The 21,572-nt window shown below is 65.4% G+C and carries 20 protein-coding genes; 12 read left to right on the plus strand and 8 right to left on the minus strand.

The genetic code is table 11. From position 1 onward, the window contains the following. Nucleotides 1-340: 340 nt before the first annotated feature. Together AB0M74_RS26735 and AB0M74_RS26740 are read right to left on the minus strand one after the other, a co-directional pair. A complete protein-coding gene (locus AB0M74_RS26735; RefSeq protein ID WP_366529120.1) occupies nt 341-535 on the minus strand; it encodes a hypothetical protein in 195 nt (64 codons plus the stop codon). A gap of 6 nt (nt 536-541) precedes the next feature. After that, a complete protein-coding gene (locus AB0M74_RS26740; protein WP_366529047.1) occupies nt 542-1,351 on the minus strand; it encodes a hypothetical protein in 810 nt (269 codons plus the stop codon). Between the two features lie 547 nt (nt 1,352-1,898). Between AB0M74_RS26740 and AB0M74_RS26745 the strand changes: the two genes are divergently transcribed. Beyond that, nucleotides 1,899-2,498: a helix-turn-helix domain-containing protein gene (locus tag AB0M74_RS26745; RefSeq protein WP_366529048.1), complete on the plus strand. Its 600-nt coding sequence runs from the start codon at nt 1,899-1,901 to the stop codon at nt 2,496-2,498. 78 nt (nt 2,499-2,576) lie between these two features. Here AB0M74_RS26745 and AB0M74_RS26750 read toward each other — a convergent pair whose 3' ends face one another. After that, on the minus strand, nt 2,577-3,587 hold the full coding sequence (locus tag AB0M74_RS26750; RefSeq protein WP_366529049.1) for a hypothetical protein: 1,011 nt from the start codon (nt 3,585-3,587) through the stop codon (nt 2,577-2,579). 1,113 nt (nt 3,588-4,700) lie between these two features. Between AB0M74_RS26750 and AB0M74_RS26755 the strand changes: the two genes are divergently transcribed. The 8 genes from AB0M74_RS26755 (at nt 4,701) to AB0M74_RS26790 (ending at nt 11,416) form a co-directional block, all read left to right on the plus strand. Then, nucleotides 4,701-5,495, plus strand: a complete 795-nt coding sequence (locus AB0M74_RS26755) for an LLM class F420-dependent oxidoreductase (protein ID WP_366529050.1) — start codon at nt 4,701-4,703, stop codon at nt 5,493-5,495. A gap of 160 nt (nt 5,496-5,655) precedes the next feature. Further along, on the plus strand, nt 5,656-7,449 hold the full coding sequence (locus AB0M74_RS26760) for an ABC transporter substrate-binding protein/permease (protein WP_366529051.1): 1,794 nt from the start codon (nt 5,656-5,658) through the stop codon (nt 7,447-7,449). A gap of 44 nt (nt 7,450-7,493) precedes the next feature. After that, nucleotides 7,494-8,219 carry an amino acid ABC transporter ATP-binding protein gene (locus AB0M74_RS26765; RefSeq protein ID WP_366529052.1) on the plus strand — a complete coding sequence of 242 codons (726 nt, stop codon included), beginning with the start codon at nt 7,494-7,496 and terminating at the stop codon, nt 8,217-8,219. Between the two features lie 110 nt (nt 8,220-8,329). Continuing rightward, complete coding sequence (locus tag AB0M74_RS26770; protein WP_366529053.1) at nt 8,330-8,626, plus strand: hypothetical protein; 297 nt, start codon at nt 8,330-8,332, stop codon at nt 8,624-8,626. Nucleotides 8,627-8,809: 183 nt separating this feature from the next. Further along, nucleotides 8,810-9,220, plus strand: a complete 411-nt coding sequence (locus AB0M74_RS26775) for a GNAT family N-acetyltransferase (RefSeq protein WP_366529054.1) — start codon at nt 8,810-8,812, stop codon at nt 9,218-9,220. A gap of 136 nt (nt 9,221-9,356) precedes the next feature. After that, nucleotides 9,357-9,713, plus strand: a complete 357-nt coding sequence (locus tag AB0M74_RS26780; RefSeq protein ID WP_366529055.1) for a nuclear transport factor 2 family protein — start codon at nt 9,357-9,359, stop codon at nt 9,711-9,713. 311 nt (nt 9,714-10,024) lie between these two features. Next, the gene (locus AB0M74_RS26785) at nt 10,025-10,444 is read left to right on the plus strand and encodes a hypothetical protein (protein ID WP_366529056.1); all 420 of its coding nucleotides are present in this window, start codon (nt 10,025-10,027) and stop codon (nt 10,442-10,444) included. Nucleotides 10,445-10,576: 132 nt separating this feature from the next. Further along, on the plus strand, nt 10,577-11,416 hold the full coding sequence (locus AB0M74_RS26790) for an alpha/beta hydrolase (RefSeq protein WP_366529057.1): 840 nt from the start codon (nt 10,577-10,579) through the stop codon (nt 11,414-11,416). 292 nt (nt 11,417-11,708) lie between these two features. Here AB0M74_RS26790 and AB0M74_RS26795 read toward each other — a convergent pair whose 3' ends face one another. Genes AB0M74_RS26795 through AB0M74_RS26810 form a run of 4 tightly spaced genes read right to left on the minus strand, consistent with a single transcriptional unit; the run spans nt 11,709 to nt 16,927 of the window. Continuing rightward, nucleotides 11,709-12,977 carry a CHAT domain-containing protein gene (locus tag AB0M74_RS26795; RefSeq protein ID WP_366529058.1) on the minus strand — a complete coding sequence of 423 codons (1,269 nt, stop codon included), beginning with the start codon at nt 12,975-12,977 and terminating at the stop codon, nt 11,709-11,711. Further along, nucleotides 12,974-14,554, minus strand: a complete 1,581-nt coding sequence (locus AB0M74_RS26800) for a tetratricopeptide repeat protein (RefSeq protein WP_366529059.1) — start codon at nt 14,552-14,554, stop codon at nt 12,974-12,976. The genes AB0M74_RS26795 and AB0M74_RS26800 overlap by 4 nt, the downstream gene beginning before the upstream one ends. 1 nt (nt 14,555) lies before the next feature. Then, a complete protein-coding gene (locus AB0M74_RS26805) occupies nt 14,556-15,575 on the minus strand; it encodes a hypothetical protein (RefSeq protein ID WP_366529060.1) in 1,020 nt (339 codons plus the stop codon). Next, nucleotides 15,575-16,927 carry a hypothetical protein gene (locus tag AB0M74_RS26810; RefSeq protein WP_366529121.1) on the minus strand — a complete coding sequence of 451 codons (1,353 nt, stop codon included), beginning with the start codon at nt 16,925-16,927 and terminating at the stop codon, nt 15,575-15,577. The genes AB0M74_RS26805 and AB0M74_RS26810 overlap by 1 nt, the downstream gene beginning before the upstream one ends. Nucleotides 16,928-17,072: 145 nt before the next feature. On the opposite strand from AB0M74_RS26810, the gene AB0M74_RS26815 reads away from it, so the two are divergent. The 3 genes from AB0M74_RS26815 to AB0M74_RS26825 all read left to right on the plus strand — a co-directional run bounded on the left by AB0M74_RS26815 (nt 17,073) and on the right by AB0M74_RS26825 (nt 20,782). After that, nucleotides 17,073-17,618 (plus strand): lipoprotein LpqH, encoded by a 546-nt coding sequence (locus tag AB0M74_RS26815; RefSeq protein ID WP_366529061.1) that lies wholly within the window; start codon nt 17,073-17,075, stop codon nt 17,616-17,618. A gap of 130 nt (nt 17,619-17,748) precedes the next feature. Further along, nucleotides 17,749-18,552, plus strand: a complete 804-nt coding sequence (locus AB0M74_RS26820) for a hypothetical protein (RefSeq protein WP_366529062.1) — start codon at nt 17,749-17,751, stop codon at nt 18,550-18,552. A 166-nt stretch (nt 18,553-18,718) separates the two neighbouring features. Then, on the plus strand, nt 18,719-20,782 hold the full coding sequence (locus tag AB0M74_RS26825; RefSeq protein WP_366529063.1) for a PhoX family phosphatase: 2,064 nt from the start codon (nt 18,719-18,721) through the stop codon (nt 20,780-20,782). An 89-nt stretch (nt 20,783-20,871) separates the two neighbouring features. On the opposite strand, the gene AB0M74_RS26830 is transcribed toward AB0M74_RS26825, so the two are convergent. Continuing rightward, nucleotides 20,872-21,564 carry a glycoside hydrolase family 25 protein gene (locus AB0M74_RS26830; RefSeq protein ID WP_366529122.1) on the minus strand — a complete coding sequence of 231 codons (693 nt, stop codon included), beginning with the start codon at nt 21,562-21,564 and terminating at the stop codon, nt 20,872-20,874. Nucleotides 21,565-21,572 lie beyond the last annotated feature (8 nt).

The raw sequence follows: 21,572 nt of genomic DNA on the forward strand, positions 1-21,572 counted from the left end.
GCCGACCGGTGGCCGCGTCGCAACTCCGGTCGAGTGGACAACCCTGTCGGGTCTCGCCTGCGGTCCGCGGTGCCGTCACCCGTTCGAACAACGTCATACGCGGCCTTGCAGGTGTTCAGACCCAGGCCGTGGTGCCGAGCTACGGGGCGTCTGACCGATAGAGCCGAGAGTTCTTGTCCGGCAGCATGGCTGAGTTCACCTGGTGCAATGTGGGAGCCGGCACTCGATGGGAAATCTTCGGAACTCTGTTTCGGTCGCGGGCACGCTGGCCGCCGCCGGTGTGGCCTCGAACGCGCTGTAGGTGTCGGCCGAACCGCATGCGGTTGTCGAGGGCACTACCCTATTCGTCGGCACGCTGATTCGACCGCGGAGACAGAAAACGGGATATCAGGTAGCCGTGTGCCGCAAGGATTTGTACTCCTCCGAATCGTCCTGCGCTGGCGGCCGCCGCGAAACTCGCGACGATCGTGTGGATCTGGTCTGGTTCGAGAGCTCGCCGGTTGGAACACGCGCAGCCATCCTTTTGATGTGCGATGTCCGTCTATATTTCCTCCACCATTTCGATTACGGTGCGTCCGGATTTTTCGTTGAAGTCGGTGACCCGAAACCGTGTACCAGGCGGAAATAGCACCTCGTCTTCGCCGCGTATTGTAAACACGACATACCGCATGTCCCTTCCTGTCTTACTGGATATTCGCATCTCAACCGGTCGAGTTCTAAGCCAGGGTACGCCACCTAAATTGGTCGTGGTCGAGGTGAAAGCTTCCTCGGTGACGATATTTCCCCGCTGATATCGCTCGAGTACCTCCGGTGGAAGGTTGTCGACGTGCCGCACCACTGGGCCGCGATACTTGGGCAGCCTTGCGAGCGCCCTGACAGCACCGTCGATCACTGTCTGCTGATCTGGCGGGATCGGGACCGTGTGCCTGTTTCGCAATGCCGATTGCCATTTCCTGAAATCGTATGTAGTGAGGTAGGTATCCAGGTCGAGAAGATCATCTTCGATCGATGGGTCGCTCCGGCAAAATCTCTCATACAAATCCAAATATTCATTCCACTCCGGCCCTTCCCGAGTCGATGGCGGATGTTTCGGCCATGGAAAATCGCTTTCTCGATCGACGGCTTCTTTAGCATTCGAATCACTGATGGAGTGATCGGTAGATCTTGCTGATCCGCTTTGGAGCTCGATGTCCGCCCGCAGCTCTTGATCGAAACGGCCGATCGTCGAGGTGGAATTACGCGCGAATGCGGAACATGAGAGAATATCATCGGAGAGCAATTTGGAAGTCTCGCTGGTCGTATACTCCAGCTTATCTCTAGTTATATTGAATATTCGCGTCAATTCTCGCATCTGATGCATTCCCGTGTGCCGGACCGTTACTGGCGGTTCGCGGCCCGAGTCAGGGGTCAGCGTCGATGTGCGGCAGGTTCACCCGGTTGGGCGAGCGCGGAGCCTGGCGCTGAGATTCCGCACTGGATGGCAGCCCGTGCCGGCGGCGGATACGTGGTCGTCGACCAGTCCGGTTCGAGCGACCGCGAACCAGCCATCTGTGATCACCTGTCCCGCCGTCTGTGCGTGGTAGCGGTTTCTGGAGTGGTCGGTGATAGCTGAACGCTCCCCACTTCATGTGCTATCCCGCGATCTCGGCCCGCTGGGGCCGTTGGTGTGGCCCGCGGCTCCTACTGCCAGGGCGTTCATGAACTTGCCTCTCCGTTGTCCGGTGCGGGGGGCCGCGACCAGAGTCGCATTTATTTAGCCAGTCAGTATGTCTGATTAAATTGTAGCGGCAGCAGGAGACCGCTTCAGGACAAGCCGAGGCGTGGCAGCGAAAGCGGTGTGGGCGATACTGCTCGGAAGGCGCGAGCCAGGCGACCGGTCCAGCAGGTAAGAGGTGCAGATGAGTCCAAGGCCCTACGACATGGGGCGCCGACGCGAATCGGTGGACGATACCCGCGCCCGCATCCTCGCGGCCGCCCGCGATCTGCTCGTTGCGAAAGGGGTGGTCGCTGTGGACGCGATCGCCCGCCGGGCCGATGTCTCGCGGGCCACCATCTACTACCAGTTCGGTACGAAGATCGGCCTGTTGGAAGCGCTCTGTGACGAACTGGCCGAGCGCGGACGTATGGAGCGTCTTGCTGAGGCGTTCGGTCAGCCCGACGCTCGCGAAGGCCTTCGTATCCTTGTCGAGGTCATCGCCGATTTCTGGGCGGTGGACCGGGAATGCACACGCCGCCTGCGCGGGCTGGCCGCTCTGGACCCAGATGTCGGCCAGGTCATCGCGGCGCGCGATGAACGTCGCCGCAACGGTGCCGCCGTCTTCGCCACCCGGCTCGACGCCGGGCCGCAATTCGGCCCGATCCTGCACACGCTGACCAGCTTCGAGGTCTTCGACTCCCTAGCGGCTGACCGCCCTATCCCCGAAGCCGCCGCGGAGATCCTTGCTCTCCTCGATGCAGTCCTCGCGACTCCACTACCCCCGCGGCACGTTCAGCATTGAGTGTCACAGCCTCAGTCGGCATTGTCGTTGACGAGGGTGACCCCGACCTGTGAGGTCACGTAGTCACCGCGCATAGCTTCACTGAGAAGCCGTGAATGAGTCTCCGTGGATGGTGTGGTTGCGGTGAACGTATGCCAGTCGTTCGAGCGCGCCATCGATGGCGCTGTCGCCGAGTTTCAGATCTTCTAGAGCGCTGCCCATCCGGTCAGGAGTCAGTGCGTCGACAGGGTCGAGTACGTGTTGCGGGAACGTGGCGCCGTCCCACGCGCGGATAAACGGCGACAAGAAGCTGAATTCCGTACCGTCTTCCTCGCCCTCTTCCCCGGTTCCGCGCAGCGGGTCTCGGGATTCAGGGAAACTGTAGCCGAGATCGTAGGCGACCAGATCATCGTCGGGGTGGTGTGCGGGGTTGCCGTTGTGACGGGGGCGGTGGTTGCCTTCGTTGCCGTCGGCGTTGCCGACCAGGAAGTGCCCCATTGCGGTTTGGGCTCGGTGGGTCTCGAGATAATTGGACTCGGGCTTGCTACGTTTGAGCGGGACGTACAGCTGCGCCATTCCCGGCCCGCGGGGGCCATCCACCAGCGCGGTCGGTGGCACGCGGGGAGCATCGATGAGCTCGAAGACGCGATAGCCCGCCACCTCCCGGATGGCCAACTGGCCGTCGACGTGGGGAAGCCAGTTCTGGTCGCCGTAGTATTCCTGATGGAATGGTTTGTAGATGTAGAGGACCCCATCGGGGTCACGGGTGATAAAAACCCCGTTCGCACTCGGCCGCAGCATGTTGGACAACTCGTCGTCGATACTCAAACGCCGTGAACGCACATGCAGTTCGAGTGCGCTCGGTGTGTAGGGACCGAACCTGCCACTGGGCGGTATCGCGCCCCGCGCACCCAGCCGCGAGAGAGACCGCTCTTCGAAGCTCGCGCTGCCCGCTCGGTCACCCTCCAGCAACCCGCGTGACGTGCGACTCAGCCTATCGCTGAACTCGCGCTGCCAATCCACGTACTGCTGGGCCGCCGTGCTGGTCGCGCGGGTCAGCCGAAGGGCGACGTCGTCGGCAACCTGATTCCACGGACCCAGGTTGTTCATTGAACGACCGATACCGGTGACGACTCAGTGACCGCCCGCAATCTCCGGGGGTTCGACCGCCACATAACTAGCGCCAGTCCCCGCCGCAGGCCGGGGACTTTCATCGACCACTGCGCAGTAACTCATCCGCCGCGGCCGCAGCACAGCCTCCAGGAAAGCCTGCCCGGCCGCCGGGGTGACCGGTTCCTGCCGTCCCGGCAGTGGTATCCCGTCTTTGAACCATCCCTGAGCCAGCGGGCACCCATCAGGCTCATCCAGAATCAGACGCACCACACCGGACTCAGCCAGCCGGAACTCGGCAACCCGCTCGAACTCCGTCCCAACCAACTCATAAACAGCAACCACAGACGGTCCAGGCTCAGCCACGGAATCAACCCTCCTCCAACTCCCGCAGACACGCCATGTCCTCGTCCGCGAACAATTTGTCTCGCCACGAACTCCAACCTGCCGTCCACTGCCTCGCCGCAGCAACGCCGGCCAGGTTGCACCGCGAACACCTGACCGTCGCCGCGAACGAGGTTCGGTTTGCCCGTTCCCGGGTCCCTGAAAGTTCAGCATCACCAGGTTAACGCCGCGGCCGGTTGAACCCGCCGCGAGCTGGTGGATCGCGCAATCCTCTGGTGTTCGGGCTGCCAGGTATCGGACATTAGGTCGACGCCTGGTCAGGTCAGGCCGACTTCCGGAGAACGGCCAGCGCACGAATCGCCTCGGTAAGCGAGATCGGGTGGTCGAGCTCCATCGTGGCCAGTCCGGTTGGTCGTCCAAGAAGATCGTCGAGGTCCGAGCAGCTGATATCCCGCCTCCGCTTCCGCCGATGTAACGGTCGCGGGTGAGACAAAACCGGTTCCTGGCTTCGGCGCCCAAGCGACGACCTTGTCCTAGGTGTTCAGCAGAACGCAGCTGAGAGCGCGGATTAATCGTTCCAGCCGGAACCTGTTGATGGTAGCTGGCTTCGAATTCGTTGGGTGATCGCCAAACCAGCTTCTTCTGGGTGTACGTATGCATTCGGCGCTCCCGATGCTCGGGGTCGCTCATCGAGAACAAGGCGTCCGGATCGGGCTGTCGCCGGTAGCCTCGATCGGGGAGTTAGACCGAGCGACGAGGAGCATGGAAATGACCCGACCGGTTCGTATCGGAGTTCAGCTACAACCACAGCACGCGCCGAATTACGGACTCATCCGCGACGCCGTTCTGCGGTCGGAAGACGCGGGCGTCGACATCGTGTTCAACTGGGATCACTTCTACCCGCTGACCGGTGATCCCAACGGCGCGCACTTCGAGTGTTGGACGATGCTCGGCGCGGTCGCCGAGCAGACCGAGCGCGTCGAGCTCGGTGCGCTGGTCACCGGTGGCGGCTACCGCAACCCCGACCTGCTCGCCGACATGGCGCGCACCGTGGACCACATCAGCGACGGTCGGCTGATCCTGGGGATCGGCGCGGGCTGGTTCCAGAAGGACTACGACGAGTACGGCTACGAATTCGGCACGGCGGGAACCCGGCTCGATCTCCTGAAGGAGAACATGGTCCGCATCGATGCCCGATTGCGGAAGCTGAATCCGCGGCCGACCCGCGACATTCCCATTCTCATCGGCGGCGGTGGCGAGAAGAAGACGCTGCGGCTGGTCGCCCAGTACGCCGACATCTGGCACTGCTTCGCCGACCTCGAGGTTCTCGCGCACAAGAACAAGGTGCTCGCCGAGCATTGCGCGACGGTCGGTACCGACGAAGGACACATCGAGCGTTCGGTGCACTGGCCGGGGGCGGAGAAGGCCCCCGCGTTCCTCGCCGCGGGCGTGACCTTGTTCACCATCGGTGTCAGCGGCCCCACCTACGACCTGAGCGAGGTCGAGCGAGCGGTCCGCTGGCGCGACGAGATCAACCCGGAGCCGGTCAGCGGCCTCGCCTGAGGCGATTGCCGGCATGCAGCACCACGGCGAGGCCGAGTTCGGATCATCGTGATCCGAACTCGGCTGCGTGGACACACCGCCGAAACTGCGGGATGTGGACGTTGCGGAGCCGCCGGTGTAACTGGGGGATTGCGGTCGTTCCGGTCTAGGGTTCTGGATCATGGCTGGTCTGCCCGCTGTGCGGTCTCGTGCATTGATCGCCGTGATGCTGCTCGCCGTCGGCCTTGCGGCCACGGCGTGCGGTTCCGGCGACGATTCGTCGTCCGATCGCGATCAATGCTCGCCACCCGGGATCGGTGCCGCGTCCGCGGCGCCGACGAATCTCGGGTCGGCGGCGTCCGCCGGTGTAGATCGGTACACCACCGCGACAACCGCGCCGGTCGGGTCCGTCGACATCAGCAAACTGCGGCTGATCTCACCGGGCAAGCTCAGCGTCGGCACACTGTCGGACGCGCCGCCGAGTATCTGCCTGAACTCGACAGGCACCTTCACCGGCTTCGACAATGAGCTGCTGCGTGCGATCGGTGCGAAACTCGGTCTGCAGGTCGAGTTCTCGGGTACCGAGTTCGCACCGCTGCTGTCGCAGGTCTCCGGCGGACGTTTCGATGTCGGCTCGTCGAACATCACCACCACCGCGGAGCGCCGCGAACGCGTCGGCTTCACCAACGGCTACGACTTCGGCTATTTCTCCCTCGTCGTCGCCAACGGCAGCGCCATCAAGGGCTTCTCGGACCTGGGGCGCGGCACCAGGATCGCTGTCGTCCAGGGCACCGTGCAGGACGACTACGTGGTCAACCAGCTGCACCTGGATCCGGTGAAGTTTCCCGACTACGCCACTGCCTACGCGAACTTGAAGTCCGGCCAGGTCGATGCCTGGGTCGCGCCGTCCGCGCAGGCCGAGGGGCAGGTGCAGCCGGGTGACGGAACGTCGATCATCCAGAACACCTTCAGCCTGGACAATTTCGTCGGCTACGCGGTCGCCAAAGACAACCAGCCGCTGATCGACGCGCTCAACAGCGGCCTCGACGCGGTGATCGCCGACGGCACCTACGCCGAGCTGTACACCGACTGGGTGCCGAGGCAGTTGCCGCCGGGCTGGAAGCCGGGCTCGAAAGCGGCACCCGTGCCGCAGCTTCCGGACTTCGCTGCCATCGCCGCGGAGAAGAAGCCGACCGACACCGCGCAGAGCGCGCCCAAGTCGACGATGCAGCAATTGCAGGACACGTTCTTCGACTGGTCGCTGTATCGCAAGGCTTTTCCCGATCTGTTCAAGACCGGCCTGCCGAACACGCTGATCCTCGCGCTGGTTTCGGGCGTGCTCGGCACCGTGCTCGGCATGTTGCTCGCAGTCGCCGGGATCTCCAGGACCCGATGGCTGCGCTGGCCGGCTCGCGTCTACACCGATATCTTCCGCGGTCTGCCCGCCGTGGTGATCATCCTGATCATCGGCCTCGGCATCGGGCCGGTGGTGCGCGGTATCACCGGCAACAATCCGTACTGGCTCGGTGCGATCGCGCTGGCTTTGCTGGCCTCGGCCTATATCGGTGAGATCTTCCGCTCCGGAATCCAGTCAGTGGAGCCCGGTCAGCTGGAGGCGGCCCGCGCGATCGGCTTCGGCTACCGCCAGGCGATGACCCTGGTGGTGATTCCGCAGGGCGTTCGGCGCGTGCTGCCCGCGCTGATGAACCAGTTCATCGCGCTCATCAAGGATTCCTCGCTGATCTACTTCCTCGGCCTGCTCGCCACTCAGCGCGAACTGTTCGCCGTCGGCCGCGACCTCAACGCACAGACCGGAAACCTCTCCCCGTTGGTCGCGGCGGGCCTGGTCTATCTGCTGCTGACCATCCCGCTCACTCACCTGGTCAACTACATCGACCGCCGCATGCGCACCGGCAGGCCCGACCAACCCATCGACCAGGTCGAGGCGGCCACGATCACGGAAGGGCGCGGATAATGAGCGAGCGCGGCGAGCGAAGCGAGAACACAGCGCCCGGAGGCATGAGTGCCTCCCTCACCGGTACCGGCCTGCATCTGACGCTCGGGCGCAACCACGTGCTGCGCGGTATCAACGTGCATGTCGACGCGGGCAAGACCACCACCGTCATCGGCCCGTCCGGCTCCGGCAAGTCGACTCTGTTGCGGGTGCTCAACCGGCTGCACGAGCCGGATCAGGGCGACGTGCTGCTCGATGGGAAGTCGGTGCTGACCGAGGACCCCGACCGGTTGCGCCAGCGCATCGGCATGGTGTTCCAGCACTTCAACCTCTTCCCGCACAAGACGGTCGCCGACAATGTCGCCCTGGGCCCGCGCAAGCTGCGCGGGCTGTCCAAGGACGAGGCACGGGCACTGGCTATCGAACAGCTGCGGGTTGTCGGGCTGGCCGAAAAGGCCGATTCGCGTCCGTCGAACCTCTCCGGTGGCCAGCAGCAGCGGGTGGCGATCGCCCGCGCGCTCGCTATGAAGCCGGAGATCATGTTCTTCGACGAGGCGACCTCGGCGCTGGACCCCGAGCTGGTCAAGGGCATCCTCGCGGTAATGGCCGAGCTGGCCTCGGGCGGTATGTCGATGATCGTGGTGACCCACGAAATGGGTTTCGCCCGTAGTGTTTCCGACAGCGTGGTGTTCATGGACGCCGGTCAGGTCGTCGAGGTCGGCACCCCGCAGTCGCTGTTCGACGACCCCCAGACCCCGCGCCTGCAGCGGTTCCTCTCCCAGGTGCTGTGACTCGGACGGTGTGACCCACCACACACCCTGAACCGACTGCATAGATGCGCACCTGCTAATGTGTTCGGCACAATCGGCTCTGCCTGTCCGGCTATCGGGAAGGAAGTCTGATGACCACCGCACACCAGCAGCACACCGAACACGAGCACGTCCACGGCCCGGGATGCGGCCACGCCGAGGTCGCGCACGGCGACCACGTGGACTATGCCCACGACGGCCACCTGCACCGCCGGCACGAGGGCCACTGGGACGAATGCGAGCCCGCAGGCCACACGGCGTGCGCCGCCCACGATCACGTGCACGGCGAAGGCTGCGGCCACGACGCGGTCCAGCACGGCGACCACGTCGACTACCTGCACGACGGTCACCGTCACGCCCCCCACAACGGTCATTACGACGAACACTGAAACCCGGTGAATCGCTGCGTCTTCGGGCGCGGCGATGGGTTACTTTTCGAGTGATACACCAAGGCGCTCGGCGGTTGCCGTGACCTGGTACCACTCGAGGGAGGGGATCGCATGGGGGCCGTGGGGATTCGGCGTCTGACAGCCGAGAATTGGGCGGGGTTTCGAGACATCCGGTAGCGGGCATTGGCCGATGCGCCGTCGGTGTTCGGGACGACGCTGGCGTGGGCGCAGGCTCGGACCGAACAGGATTGGCGCAGGTTGTTGGCGCAGCGCGCGCAGTTCCTCGCGAGTGTGGACGGTGTGGACGTCGGTACGGTCGGCGGGCTCGACGACGCGGAACGCGATGGCGCCCATCTGATTTCGATGTGGGTCGCTCCTGAATCGCGCGGCATCGGAGCTTCGGATCTGCTCATGCGGGCGCTGATCGCGTGGGCCGCGGAGGCGGCGTATCGCGCGGTGTGGCTCGAGGTGGCGGAGGAGAACGCCGCAGCCGAGCGGCTGTACCTGAGACACGGGTTCGTCCGGACCGGCGTACACGGTCCGGTCGCGGAAGGCGATCCGCGCCTGGAATTCGAGATGGTGTGGAGGCTGTGACGCGCGGATAGGTAGTCCGGGCGTCGAAAGTACTTATAGACGACTGATTCGCCACCCCACGGCCAGGTCATAACGTAGTTCTCGTCCAGCACGGACGCCGAGAAACCGCAGACCACAAGCCCTTTCGGAGGCCATCATGAACACCATCGTCACCCAGTACCTCGAAGCCTGGAACACCACCGACCCCACCGCCCGCACCGCCGCGATCGCCCGCATCTTCACCGAAACCGCCACCTACACCGACCCCCTGGTCACCGTCACCGGCCACCACGAACTCGACGCCGCCATCGCCGGCGTACAAGCCCAATTCCCCGACTGGGTCTTCACCCTCGCGGGCCCCGTCGACGCCCACCACAACCAGGTTCGCTTCACCTGGAACCTCGGCCCCGCCGACGGCCCCGCCGTTGTTGTCGGCTTCGACGTCGCCGTTATCGACGACAACCGCATCGCCCAGGTCCTCGGCTTCCTCGACAAAGTTCCCGCCGGAATCTGAAACCCCCGTACGGCGCGGACGGACATCACCGGAATCTGCGCCGGCGCCCAGCCACGTCGCACAGTCAGGCCCCGCCCCTCCCAGCCCGGGCTCGAATCCGAACCCCGCCGGACCGCGCGCCACCCACCCCACGGCGGTCCGAATCTATCGGGCCGCACACCACCTCGAACCTGCCGGGCCGCGGGGCAACCCATCAGCACCCGCGAGTGGCTCGTCAACGTGGGCAAACACCCACAACCCGACTGCACGATGTGCCACTCGCACCACCACTCCATCCTCGAACCCGATACACCAGAAGGAAACCCGCCATCATGACCACCGCCGCACCGTCCTACCTCGACTCCCTGCTCACCCCCGGACCGAAACTGCTGCGCACCTCCCTGCGACTGGACGCCGTCATCACCGGCGTCAACGGCCTGGCCTACCTCGCACTGTCCGGACCACTGGAAACCCTGCTCGGCCTTGACACCCGTATCGGGATCCCGATCGGAATCTTCCTGACCCTCTACGGCATCGCCGTCGCCCTCATCAGCACACCCACCACCATCAACAACGGCCTGGCCCGAACCGTCATCGCCGGCAACACCGCCTGGACCGTCATCAGCCTCGCCGCACTGATCGAAAGCGCACTCGAACTCAACACCATCGGAAGCATCTGGACGGTCATGCAAGCCGCCACCGTCGGCGCCTTCGCCGGCCTGCAGTACCTCGGGCTGCGCCGCAACAAGTGACCCGAAACCAGCACAACGACAACCACCATCGACGTACGCGGTATCGGCCGGCCAGCCGATACCGCGTACGTCGTCGCCAGGTCCTGGCGTGGCCCAGCGGAGCTGTCGGGATCGGCCTCTAGAGTCGACCAGGTGATCGAGGCAATCAAGATTCCCACCGCGGCGGGCACCTTCGACGCGCTGGCCTGTGGTGAACCCGGCGGTCGCGAAGTCATGCTCCTGCACGGTTTTCCGGAAGCCGCCATCGAGTGGGAGTTCCAGCTCGGCGCGCTGGGCAGCGGCGGCTGCCATGTCGTCGCCCCTGATCAGCGCGGCTATTCGCCCGGTGCGCGTCCCGAACACGTCGCCGACTACAGGGTCGAGGAATTGGTGGGTGATGTCGCCGCCATCGCCGACGAGCTCGGCTGGCAGCGATTCGATCTGGTCGGTCACGACTGGGGCGCTTATGTGGGCTGGGCCGCCGCGGCGGCCATGCCCGAGCGAATTCGCACCTGGACCGCGGTGTCGCTACCGCACCCCGCCGCCTTCCTTCGCGCGCTCACCGAGGACGAAGATCAGGCGCAACGCTCCAACTACTTCGCACTGCTGCGCCGACCCCGCGTCGCGGAGCGCGTGCTGCTCGCCGACGGCGCGGCCGCTCTCCGCCAGATCTTCGAATGGAAGATTCCCGAAGAGCGAATCGATGACTACATCCACCGCTTCACCCAGCCGGATGCCCTGACCGCGGCCCTCAATTGGTACCGGGCCATGCACCTCGCGGCCCCGACCGATGCCGTGGCCGTCCCGACGCTCTACGTGTGGAGCACCGAGGACAGCACCATCGGCTCCACCGCCGCCATGGCCACCGAACGCCATGTCACCGGCCCCTACCGCTTCGAAATGCTCGAAGACGTCTCCCACTGGATCCCCGAACAAGCCCCCGAAGCCCTCACCCGCCTGATCATGGAACACCTGCTCACCCACCGGACCTAGATCAGCCGGGTCACCCGTCACATCCATCTCGCCGGCTGTGCATGTGGTGCACACAAATGCGGAGGCTGCCTCGTGACGAACTCGAGGTCGCTGTGCGGCGATATCGCGCTGACCACGGATCCACGACCGAACGGCTCGAAAAAGCTTGCCGGGAGTCAGGACTGGCGACAGCGCATCGGGCAGTACCGCCTCGGGTACGAGATCGGCGACAAGGGGCAGGTCCTGACGGTTTCACCATCGCCGAATGCCCCGCGGCCCAGGGATCGGCGGCTCGGATCTCGCGTGCCGGTGCTCAGGTGCTGACAGTGGCGAACGCGGCCCAGAGTATGGGCGAGTGTTCGATGGATCGGTCGGTGCGCCATCGGGTGAGGCGGGCCCTTTGCCAGTCGGCGAGAGTGGTCGTCGGGGCAGGGTCTTCGTGGGCGGCATCGATGGCGCAGATGGCGTCTTGCAGGGGGTGGGCTTCGGGGGGTGCGCCCGCCAGACGCTGGAAGGCGAGATCTGTGGGGAGGGGCCATCTGCTTGCCGTGACCAGTTCGGCGCCGCCGTTGATCATGGCGGCAACGAGGCCCAGTGCCTCGCTGAAGCGCATATCGCCTCCGCTTTCGCAGGCGATGAGGGCGACTCGGCTCGGGATCGGCCAGAGTTGCGGTCCGTCGCTGGGATCCGCGGCGAGGGTGTGGGTGCCGAGCAGTAGATCCTTGGCCGAGAGCGGGCGGTGTGCGCGGGTGGGAGCGGCGAAGCCGACGGTGTCGGCGGTGCAGGACAAATGCAGTTCGGCGTCTTCGCTTTGGCCGGATTCGGGTGCGGCCGCGGTGACGTGACCCACGTAGACCAATCGACTCGCGCCTTCTCGCAAGGCTTTTCCGAGCCAATCGCGATCGACATCGGTGCGGCGAAATGCTTCGATCGGGTCCTCTACGGCGGGCAGCAGGCGGCCGAGCGCGGTGTATTCGGCGACGCGGCGAGCGACCGGAGTGTCGGCGTCCATCCGGCCGAGCACCGATCCGAGCATGGAATCGGCGCGGTATCCCGGAATGCGCGGATCGAGTACCGCGACCACGGGCTGTTCCCGCATGTCGTGCCAGGATCGGGCCGTCCGTCCCCGGCTGTGCACGATGCCGGCCGGGGCGAGCAGGCTGACGTCCGCGATATCTACCAGGCGCAGCGCGGGGTCCGGAGCGATGATCTCCCAGGGCACCTGAGCCAACCGTGGCGAGGGCTGCAGCCGGATATGTGGTCGGATCCCGCGCGTGTGTAGGTCGTATAACTGTGCGGCCAGTCCGTAGGGCAGCAACGCTCGTGAAAGAGCTTGCGCGACAAGGTACTCGGAGTCGTATGCGGCGAAAGCTCCGGATGTCATGGCGCGTTCGAGCGCGTCCGGCTCGGCGGGTTTCGGCAGTGCGGCGGCCAACCGCCGCACCGCATCGGCGATCGGTGCTTCGGGCAGCATGCTCGCACCCTGGCTGTGGATATTTCCGATCCAGCGCCATGACATGTAGAGATCGCCGGCATCCGCCATACGGACGATGACCGTCGGCTGTTGCGGTGGGTTCGTCATGCGGGCAGCACCCAACTGTCCCGAACCGGTCGACCGTAGCGCTGTTCAGCGGCGGTGATGTAGGCGGCGAGTGCGATATGCCCGTCGGGGGCGACGGCCACGCGCGGCGGTGGCGCGACCGGCAGTCCCGCACTTCCCGCGACCGCGGCCAATGCGGTTCCGAGCTGTGGCGCTCCACCGGATTGTCGGCCCGTGCCGAGTTGCATCGGCATGCCGAGCTGAAGCGCGGGAGGGGGTTCGTCCGGGGCTGTCTGCGGATCGAGAAGTTCGAAGGGAAGTTGCTCGGTGGCTTTGTGCTCGGCGTCGTGTGTCGGTGGAGTCGCGGGCAATGCCGTTCCAGCGCATTGCGTTTCGATCAGATCTACCAGCAGGGGGCCATTGCCCGACAGGTAGGCGAATCGGAAGGCCATGCGCATCGCCGGGTCGGCGATCCGGCGGTTCCACTGCTCACGCTGATTGCCGTTGGGGAGCGTATGGCGCACGGCGTCGATGGCGAGCGCGGAGGAAATGGCCAGATCAAGTGCCCGGGAGAGCAATTCGGGATCGGGAGTCTCGGACTGCTCGAGCACCATCTCCAGCGACGCCGCGTGCCAAAAGTCGAGTTGGGCACACTGCAATCCGAGGCCGCGCTCGGCGTAGACGGTGAAAGCCGCAGCCAGCAGGGTCTCGCCCGCATCGAATCGACCGGTCTTGTAGTCCACGGTCGCCAGGCGCGCCTGCACTTCGGCCGCGTCCAGTGCCGCTCCCGACGCACGGAAGTAGGCCAAGCTGCGGCCGTACAGTTCGTAGGCCCGATCGGCGTCGCCACGGCCCTCGGCGAGAAATCCCATGGTCTTGAGACCGATGCCGGCTCGATATCCGAGCCCGGCCTGCTCGAAGTACTCCTGACTGGACTGCAGCGGTTGTTCCGCCTCGTCGAAGCGGTCCAACCGGACGTACATGATGGCCAGATTCTGTTCGGTCTCGGCGACCGCGTTGTGGTCACCCGCGGTGTCGAACGCGGCGAGTGCCTGCTGTGCGAAGTCGAGCGCGAGTTCGCGGCGGCCGGTTTCGAAGTAGATGCCGCCGAGCGTCGAGAGCGGATGTCCCGCCAGATACGGTGCGAAACGCACGGCCGCGTCGAGTGATTCGGTGGCCAATTCGATCGCGTACGCCCAGTCTTGCCGATGGAAGGCGACGGCGGTCAACGACATCAGGCAGGCTACGCGCAGGTGACTCTCGTTGTTGTGCTCGGTGAGTATCGTCCGCGCTTGCTCCAAAGCCTGTTGCGCTGCGTCGAGGTCGCCGACATGCTGCAACGCTTGGGACAGATTGACCAGTGCGGCGGGTCGTTTCTCGATGGCATCGGCGGGCATCTCGTCGAGCGCATCGCGAAACATGGCTACCGCGCCCGCGTGATCGCCGATCTCATCGCGCATGCTCGCGGCATTCACCAGTGCGCTGACGCGCAGACCTTCGGTGCTGGTGGCCGCGATATTTTCGAATAGGCGCAGCGCCTGGGCAACCTCGCCGCGGCTGTAGGCCGCCGCGCCTTCGGCGAGCAGCTTGCTGCCGTCGTCCGCGCTTTCCTCCGCCATGTCAGAAGTCCGATTCCGAAGCAGCGGCGGCAATTTCGGCAAGCAATGGCGCATCGAAGGCGATGTCGTGGTCGGCTGCCGCACGCCGCAGTCGCGCTGCGGCGATGTCTCGCACCTGCTGTCGGACACCCGAGTCCCCGAGTCCAGGCGCGCCGACGCCGGGAACATAGAGCTCCACCGCCGACACCGCCTCCGAAGGCGTGGTCGCCTGTCCGGTCCAGGTATCGCCGACGAGGTTCAGCTCGGTCTCGACCGTTTCCGCGGCGACGGCGATGAGCGCACGCGGGTGCAGGTGCGCCGGAATATCGGCGGCCAAGCGGGGCGCCGCAACCGCCGCCACCCCGATGGTCGTTGTGCCGGTAGACCGGGACACCTGCCAGGACACCGCATGCTCGGAGGCATCGATGAGCCCAGGTGGGCAACGGTGCCAATCCCAGCCACCACTGCCGCGTCCGAGGACAAGCGCCTGCGCCGACGTTCCGGAGGTGGAGCCCGCCGCCAACGCGTAGTCCTGCGCGCGACCGGGGATCTCGTATCTCGACAGGTCATCGCTCGATACCGGCTCGGCATCGTCGTCGACAATCAATTCGCATTCCTCTCGCAGGGTGGCGATTTCCTGGTCGAGCAGCCGTTCGTCGAGCGGTGCGATGCCATCGATGGTCGATGCCGGCCACCACCGCGCCGCCCATTGTGCGTATCCCAGCCGCCAGGCGTTCGCCGCGAGCCGAGGTAGCGCCGGCTGCACCGTGAGTTCGGTGGTGTCCCTGTCGAATTCGTCGACGGCCAGCGCGATGGATTCGCCGTACACCGCCCATATCCACTCCTGGGCCGGCGGCATGTCATCGATGACCGCGGCCGGAATCGGTTGTCCGGATGTCAGACTCCAGGTGAGATGCCCGCCCGGTACTTCGAGCACCACGACGTCGACATCTGCCGCGTTGTCCAGCACGGTCGGTGCGCCCTCGGGTGCGATGACCCACAGGCCGCCCTCGACCCGGCGTATGATCACGGTTCCGGTCATCAGCTCGCCCTCGATTCCGTCGAGTCGGCTTCCTGGACAAGGGAACGCACGCTCAGTGCTTGCTTGACCCGCATGCGGTGATCGAGCATGACGGAGCGAGCAACGCCGTCGAGCAGATCCCACAGCTCGTCGGGTTCGTAGATACCGAACTCCCTGACATCGCGGCCGTGCAGGCGAACCCACAGTCGCCTGAGGTAGGGCCGCCACGGTGTGCGCAGTTCGGCGGCGATGGCGGCCAGCGGTCCGGCGGGCGCGGCGTGGTCGGAACGCACCGCGAGCCGCCGCGCTTGCAGGACATACGCCTCACGCTGCCAGCGGCTGTTGATCACGCGATGCGCCGTCGTCTCCGCAGCGTGCGAAACACGGACGGTCTGTCCGTGACGTGGCGGCCGCGCGGCGGTCGCGATAGGGCTCAACCCTTGCGCGAGTGCTATTCCCGCGGTCGCCGCGACGCGCAGCGACTCATCGAGCAGCGCCCACGGCGCACAGCTGCGGGCGATTTCGGTCGTCACCAGCTCCGCGATCGGCGGCAACTCGGCGCGTTCGCTGGAGGCTTGCAGCACGGTGAAGACGCGTTCGTAGATGGTGCGGTCGAACGGCAGGCCGAGGTTGGCCGTCGAGGCCGAGGTGCCGAGCTCGGGTGGCGGTGGTGCGGGACGGGCGGTGAGTCCGAGCTCGTGGGCGGTCGGCATGGATACGGTGTCCCAGAGCCGAATTCCCCCGTGCGTCCCGGCATGAGTGGCGAGTAGGCGTTCGAATTCCTGCTGTCCGTTGTGCGGTGCCTGCCCGAGTCGGGCGGCCGCGCACGCCTCCAGCAGCGAGTGCACCACGAGGCTGTGATCACCCGTCGGCGCACCGAGCGGCCGTCGCTGCCATGCGACCTCGATCAACGCGCCGAGCTCACCGAGGTGTGCGCCGTCGGTGAGGTGCTCCTTCAGTGCCTGCGTTGTTCGCCCGGCGGTGAATTCGTGGATATCACGGAGAGCGGCTTCGGCAATCGCTCTGTCCCGCAGCGGATCCGGTGCGCCCGTTGTCGTCGCGAGCTCGAAGCAGCGTTGGAAATACAGATCCTGTGGGTTGCCTTCGGTGATTCGCAGGGCGCGCCGGACCTGCTTGAGCAGGGTGAACCACGATGCGGTCGCGCACAGCACATCCGCGGCAGCGTGCATGCGTGTGGCGAGCAGGGTCGCGCCGTCCGCGGTGAGTATCGAACCCGCGCAGAGCGGGTTCTGGACGGGACGGATCACCAATGGATCGAGAATGAGCTTGACGGTGCGGCGTAGTGGCCCGCCATGCGGCCCACTGAGGGGCTCGACACCGTCGAGGCGGCGCCAAACCTCGTCCAGCACCATCGCGCGCGGCCGTCGCATTCGACCAGGTTATCGGAATATCGACCTTTTCAGACACTGGAAAACCTGGGATCGGTAGGGCGCGATCGGTTTCTACCTTTCTCGTATCGGCTCCACACCGGGGCCGGACGAAGCAAAGGAACGAATCATGAACACCAAGCCGGTCCGCATTTCCGCCGCCGCTCTCACCGCCGCCGCCGCGCTCGCTCTGTTCGTCACCGGGTGCAGCGACGACGCGAGCAGCACGCCCGCCGCTCCATCGGGCAAGCCTGTCACCTCCGCGGCACCGTCCGGCCCGGCAGCGGGCAAGTCGGTGGCCGCGGTGGACGGCAAGGCGCTCGAAGGAAAGTTCGACACCACCTGCGCCAAGCAGGGCGGCACGCTGGCCCTCGCGCTCAGCGACACCAACAACGCGACCTACGGCACCCTCGGCGTCAGCGCCTCCATCTCCGGCACCGACACCGTGGACGCGGTGGCGATCGCGGGCAGCAAAGGCGGCGCCAACGGCCTGCCCTACGCGCTCGGCTTCGGCAATGGCATGCCGGGCGGCTCGGCCAAGCTCGTCAAGGACGGCAACACCTACAAGATCACCGGTGAGGGCGTCAGCGGCCCCGACATGAGCAACCCGCTCGCGGGCCCTACGACAGCGAAGTTCGACATCACCTTCGCCTGCTCGACGGTTGTCGGCGGCTGATCCACGACCAGACGCCGACTCCGCTCATGCCCGGCACGTCCGCCGCCCGTCATCGCGAGGGTGGCGGGGCGGCCCGGGCGTGCGCGGACCGACGGATCATTCACCCACCCGCTATCCACGAAGGTCCATCATGAAAACCATCGCCCGCTCGCTCGCCACCGCATTCGGCGCCTTCTCCGTCGGCTTCTATCTCTGGCATGGCCTCACCTATGTCCCTTCCGGGGCATACGACGACGGCATGCTCGCCTGGGTCGGTCCCCAGATGGCGCTACCGATCATCGCGCTCACCGTTGTTCCGCTCGTTTTCGCGTTCACCGGCGAAGGCATCCTGGAGGCGTTCACCGGGAGCAACAGCTCGTCGTTCCGGAACGGTCTGGTGGGCATCGGCACCATCAAGTCGTTTCGGCAGACCGGGCTGAGCGTCAACGATCAGCCGCAGGTGCGCGTCGAGTTCAGCGTCGAGGGCGTCGACGGCAAGATCTTCGATTCCGCGGCCAAGCTGATCGTCCCGCTCACCGAACTCGCCCTGCTGCAGCCCGGCGTCGTGCTGCCGGTGCGCTACCTGCCCGGTCGAACCGACAAGGTCGAGGTGGATCGCTCGGGTGACACCTCCGCTGCGCAGCAGGCGATGAACGAGTCCATGATCCGAAAGGGATTCACTACCAAGGACAAACTCGATATCGCGGCCCGCGGGATTACGGCGCAGGCGGTGGTGCAATCGCTCGCCGTGCCGGGCGAAATCCGCAACGGCCACTCCAAAATCGAACTCGGGCTCGTCGTGACCAGGCCGGACGGAACGACATTCGCCACCAGGGTCGAGAAATTCCTACCACCGGCGAGCGTGGCCCGAGTCCAGGTCGGCCGCATCCTGCAGGTCCACTATCTGCCGGAGAACGAACAAGAGGTCGTGATCGCACTGCAAGTCAATGCCTGAGCCGCACCACGAATGTCGCTGTCGCTCCATTGCGGAGATCGAGAGCGACATTCGTGTTTTCGCCGACACTGAGGGTCACCTAATTGGTCGTTCGTTCATCTGAGCTTTTCCTGCGAATAGCCTGCGGCGTTTACCGTGCGCGCGTCGGACCGATCCAGGAGTCGCCGTGAAACCCCTCGCCCTCTTCGTGAAGCATGACGGCCAGTCGTCGCGCGCTTCCGTGACTTGTGAATACAAATGCGCGAACGCGTGCTTCCACGAGGTGCCCAACACCTCCGGCGGCGCATACTTCGGTGACATCGTCGGCTCGCTGAACCGGCGCGGGTTGATCAAGGGCGGCGCCGCGGCAGTGTTGGCCGTCGGTGCGGGCAGTGTGCTCGCGGCCTGTGGTGACGATGCCTCGGCCGGCACGTTCACCCCGACCAATACCCCGGCGGGCCCGGTGGGTACCGGCACCGGCTTCACCGCCGTCGCGCCGAACAAGGAAGATGCGATCGTGATCCCCGAGGGTTACGAGCAGTCGGTGGTGATCCGCTGGGGCGACCCGATCTTCGCGGACGCGCCTGCCTTCGACTTCGATAAGCAGACCGCCGCCGCGCAAGCCGTCCAGTTCGGCTACAACAATGACTTCGCCGCTTTGCTGCCGATCGAGGGCCGGGCCAACAGCTATCTGCTCGTGGTCAACCACGAGTACACCACCGGTCCGCACATGTTCCGTGGCTACAACAAAGAGGCGCCGACCGACGAGCAGATCGCGATCACCATGGCCGCGCACGGCTTGTCCGTGGTCGAGGTCGAGGGCGAGGCGGGCACCGGCAAACTGACCCCGGTTTTCGGCAGATACAACCGCCGCATCACCGCGACCACCGAGTTCCAGCTGACCGGTCCGGCCGCGGGCAGCGCGTTCGTCACGACCACCGCCGACCCGACCGGCACGAAGGTGCTCGGCACCTTCGCCAACTGTTCGGGCGGTGTGACTCCTTGGGGCACTGTGCTTTCCGGCGAGGAGAACTTCAACGGCTACTTCGCCAACGGTGACAAGGTGTCGGAATCGGCGGATAAGCCGCGGGTCAAGCGATACGGTTTCACCAAAGGCGGCACTCCCAACCAATGGGAGCGTGCGGACAAGCGCTTCGATCTCGCGCAGGAACCCAACGAGGCCAACCGTTTCGGCTACGTCGTCGAGGTCGATCCGTGGGATCCCACCTCCACCCCGATCAAGCACAGTGCGATGGGCCGCCTCAAGCACGAGGGCGCCACCATTTATGTCACCAAAAGCGGCGACGTCGTCTCCTACACCGGTGACGACGAAAAGTTCGACTACATGTACAAGTTCGTGTCCGCGCGCAAGATCCAGTCGGGGACCGGCCAGGCGAGCAGGCGCCACAACGTGACCATTCTGGATGCTGGCACGCTGTATGTCGCCAAGCTGACCGGCAACCACCCGGACAAGGTCGACGGCAACGGCACGGTGCCCTCGGACAAGGGCTTCACCGGCACCGGCCAGTGGCTTCCGCTGCTGGAGACCGGTGCCGACGGCACGAGCAAGTCGCTCGTCGAGGGCATGAGCGCGGCGGAGGTCGCGGTGTTCACCCGGCTGGCCGCCGACAAGGTCGGTGCGACCAAGATGGACCGCCCGGAGGACTTCGAGGCCAACCCGTACACCGGCAAGGTGTATGTCGCGCTGACCAACAACGACAACCGCGGCAAAGAGGGTAAGCAGGGGCCCGACGAGGCCAACCCGCGCAACCTGAACAAAAACGGTCAGATCCTCGAAATCGACGATGACCACACCGGGACCGAGTTCACCTGGTCGCTGCTGCTGGTCTGCGGTGACCCCGCCGCCGCCGACACCTACTTCGCCGGCTTCGACAAGAGCAAGGTCAGCCCGATCTCCTGCCCGGACAATCTCGCGTTCGACCCCTACGGCAACCTGTGGATATCCACCGACGGCAATGCGCTGAAGTCGAACGACGGCCTGTTCTCTGTGGTGCTCGATGGTGCGAACCGCGGTGAGACCAAGCAATTCCTCACGGTGCCGCGCGGCGCCGAGACCTGTGGTCCGATCGTCACCGAAGCGCGAGTCATGGTGTGCGTGCAGCATCCGGGCGAGGCCGACGACGCGACTCCGGAGAACCCGTTGTCGCACTGGCCCGACGGCGGCGACAAGCAGCCGCGACCCTCGGTTGCGGTGGTCTGGAGGAAGGGTGGCGGCCGCATCGGTGTTTAATCGATCGGCAGGCCATCTGCTGTGAAGGAAACGAAACCGCTACTCATCCTGCAGGGAGTAGCGGTTTCGTTCTTTCCGCCCGTGGCCGCTCAACTGCTGCCCAGCAGGCCGCTGATGTTCGCGTAGCGTGCGAAATCACCTTGGGCGCCGCTGTACACGTTCACATCGGTGCCGCCCGCGATGCCGGGAACGCTGCCGCGGTCGGTGGTCTGCCAGAACGTCCAGGTGGGCCAGCCACCGGGCACCTCGGGTTGGTCGTTGCCGCGGTAGTCGGCGATCCAGAGTGGGTAGCGGACGAACTCATCGGTGTTCGCCATGGCGGACTTCCAGAAGTTCGGATAGGTGTAGACGATCGGCGTCCGGCCGGTCAGCGCTTGGACGGTGTCCAGGTAGCGATGGGTCCAGTTGATCAGCCTCGCCGGGTCCAGGCCGCCGGTGATCTCCAGGTCGAGCACCGGCGGCAGATCCAGCGGACCGTTCTGTCCGAGCACCGCCGTCGCATACAGCGCGGCCTGCGGTTCCGGCGGCAGGCCTGGCTGGGCGTAGTGGTAGGTCCCGCGGGCGACGCCTGCCGCGCGCATCAGCAAGCTGTCCTGGACGAAGTACGGATTGACGTAGTTGAGACCCTCGGTGGCCTTCAGCATCGCGAAGTCGTGGCCGGAGCGCCGGACCGCGAACCAGTCGATGAACCGCCCGTCGACATGCTGCCAAGACGAGACATCCGGTCCGGTCGGTACGGCAGCTGCGGTTCCCGGTATGGTTGCGGCAAGGATGCCGCCCATTGTGATGG

It is taken from the genome of Nocardia sp. NPDC051463, from assembly GCF_040681975.1.
GTDB lineage: Bacteria > Actinomycetota > Actinomycetes > Mycobacteriales > Mycobacteriaceae > Nocardia.

What these genes read in the sequence shown, in the direction of transcription:
- AB0M74_RS26740 (WP_366529047.1), bottom strand. Translation starts at nt 1,351, where the DNA reads ATGCGAGAATTGACGCGAATATTCAATATAACTAGAGATAAGCTGGAG.
- AB0M74_RS26745 (WP_366529048.1), top strand. Translation starts at nt 1,899, where the DNA reads ATGAGTCCAAGGCCCTACGACATGGGGCGCCGACGCGAATCGGTGGAC.
- AB0M74_RS26750 (WP_366529049.1), bottom strand. Translation starts at nt 3,587, where the DNA reads ATGAACAACCTGGGTCCGTGGAATCAGGTTGCCGACGACGTCGCCCTT.
- AB0M74_RS26755 (WP_366529050.1), top strand. Translation starts at nt 4,701, where the DNA reads ATGACCCGACCGGTTCGTATCGGAGTTCAGCTACAACCACAGCACGCG.
- AB0M74_RS26760 (WP_366529051.1), top strand. Translation starts at nt 5,656, where the DNA reads ATGGCTGGTCTGCCCGCTGTGCGGTCTCGTGCATTGATCGCCGTGATG.
- AB0M74_RS26765 (WP_366529052.1), top strand. Translation starts at nt 7,494, where the DNA reads ATGAGTGCCTCCCTCACCGGTACCGGCCTGCATCTGACGCTCGGGCGC.
- AB0M74_RS26770 (WP_366529053.1), top strand. Translation starts at nt 8,330, where the DNA reads ATGACCACCGCACACCAGCAGCACACCGAACACGAGCACGTCCACGGC.
- AB0M74_RS26780 (WP_366529055.1), top strand. Translation starts at nt 9,357, where the DNA reads ATGAACACCATCGTCACCCAGTACCTCGAAGCCTGGAACACCACCGAC.
- AB0M74_RS26785 (WP_366529056.1), top strand. Translation starts at nt 10,025, where the DNA reads ATGACCACCGCCGCACCGTCCTACCTCGACTCCCTGCTCACCCCCGGA.
- AB0M74_RS26795 (WP_366529058.1), bottom strand. Translation starts at nt 12,977, where the DNA reads ATGACGAACCCACCGCAACAGCCGACGGTCATCGTCCGTATGGCGGAT.
- AB0M74_RS26800 (WP_366529059.1), bottom strand. Translation starts at nt 14,554, where the DNA reads ATGGCGGAGGAAAGCGCGGACGACGGCAGCAAGCTGCTCGCCGAAGGC.
- AB0M74_RS26805 (WP_366529060.1), bottom strand. Translation starts at nt 15,575, where the DNA reads ATGACCGGAACCGTGATCATACGCCGGGTCGAGGGCGGCCTGTGGGTC.
- AB0M74_RS26810 (WP_366529121.1), bottom strand. Translation starts at nt 16,927, where the DNA reads ATGGTGCTGGACGAGGTTTGGCGCCGCCTCGACGGTGTCGAGCCCCTC.
- AB0M74_RS26815 (WP_366529061.1), top strand. Translation starts at nt 17,073, where the DNA reads ATGAACACCAAGCCGGTCCGCATTTCCGCCGCCGCTCTCACCGCCGCC.
- AB0M74_RS26820 (WP_366529062.1), top strand. Translation starts at nt 17,749, where the DNA reads ATGAAAACCATCGCCCGCTCGCTCGCCACCGCATTCGGCGCCTTCTCC.
- AB0M74_RS26830 (WP_366529122.1), bottom strand. Translation starts at nt 21,564, where the DNA reads ATGGGCGGCATCCTTGCCGCAACCATACCGGGAACCGCAGCTGCCGTA.